Source organism: Vibrio sp. M260112, assembly GCF_036533775.1.
GTDB lineage: Bacteria > Pseudomonadota > Gammaproteobacteria > Enterobacterales > Vibrionaceae > Vibrio.
Map to the genome: position 1 here is coordinate 1 of NZ_JATABH010000157.1, position 1,110 is coordinate 1,110.

A 1,110-nucleotide genomic window follows, 5' to 3' on the forward strand; every position below is an offset into this window, starting at 1 on the left:
CCTGTCTACCGTTCGATTAGGTATGGAAGTCCTCAGGCGACCAGACTACGAGATTACTACTCAACACCTCTTAGCAACGGCCATGGCTCTAGCTGAGCAGCTCTTAAAAGATGGCTATGCACTGGCGGATTTATGAGGGGATCCCTCAGAGCACAGCATATAGAAGATCGTTTGCGAGATCACTATCTTGGTGTAGACAATATCTGGGTTGAATCTTTGAAAATAGAAGAAATATAAAATAGCTTGGGGAGGTATTAAGTTTTCCGATTCTAGATGTGTTAGGCAAAGCTGTTTGGGCATAGATTTTTAAACTTGATATTTATTAAATGTACTATGGCGTTAGAGCCTTAACGCCATTCTTAATGCAATAAAGTAAATATTGGCCAGGTCTTGCCTTTTGCCTGTTTTTGTTACAAAGGGGGTAGGTAAATCAGCTATTTAGCTTAAAACATACTGCTCCTGATGGTCGTAAATTTGAAACTCATTGGTATGAAAATTCGGCGACTGGACAACGGGTAGAGCCGAAGACAATTGTTGAAGATTATCTTAAGGGGCCAAAGTAATGGATGTAAAGGATCAGAAAAAAATAGTAGAAACTTGCCAATTGTTAGTGAATGACGACATTAATTTTATTGAAGGTTGCAGGCAGTTGGTTACACTGAGGAATCAGCTTAACTTAGAAAATGACCCTGATTTTTTACCTTTTGTCGGTGTGGCATCTGAAACTGATGACTACCCTGAACCAAGTATTCGAGAGAATTTTAGTTGTTTAGCCATAAACCACCTACTTCAGTAGGTGGTTATCATCCAGTTAGGCTTTGCCTGAAAGTCCACTCATGCTACGAGCCCGTTTGATTTTTCCCGAAGTCAAAGGACTCAATAGCATGAGTAGATACAGGCAAGCATCTCACGTGTTCTGGAGGTGGTCATTCTCGGGGAGGACGGTATCAGGTGTGAGTACATCGGTTGAGCCGTCAGGTGTCCAGGTAATAGTGATACCGTTATCCAACTCAGCAATAAAGTGTTGCCCTTGCTGCACCGCCTCATGCTGTCCATTGCAGTCTCACACTCTGGGTTGATTAGTGCATCATGAGGGCGACGTATCTATTC

The 1,110-nt window shown here is 42.3% G+C and carries 2 protein-coding genes and 1 pseudogene; 2 read left to right on the forward strand and 1 reads right to left on the reverse strand.

The features are described 5' to 3' along the window. Together QTN95_RS20775 and QTN95_RS20780 are read left to right on the forward strand one after the other, a co-directional pair. Positions 1-136, forward strand: a pseudogene (locus QTN95_RS20775) (IS4 family transposase); the annotation flags it as partial. Positions 137-562: 426 nt separating this feature from the next. Beyond that, positions 563-796: a hypothetical protein gene (locus QTN95_RS20780; protein ID WP_331418869.1), complete on the forward strand. Its 234-nt coding sequence runs from the start codon at positions 563-565 to the stop codon at positions 794-796. A gap of 111 nt (positions 797-907) precedes the next feature. Here QTN95_RS20780 and QTN95_RS20785 read toward each other — a convergent pair whose 3' ends face one another. Beyond that, the gene (locus QTN95_RS20785) at positions 908-1,039 is read right to left on the reverse strand and encodes a hypothetical protein (protein ID WP_331418870.1); all 132 of its coding nucleotides are present in this window, start codon (positions 1,037-1,039) and stop codon (positions 908-910) included. Positions 1,040-1,110: the final 71 nt, after the last annotated feature.

Coding starts and splice junctions, on each gene's coding strand:
- QTN95_RS20780 (WP_331418869.1), top strand. CDS start 563: ATGGATGTAAAGGATCAGAAAAAAATAGTAGAAACTTGCCAATTGTTA.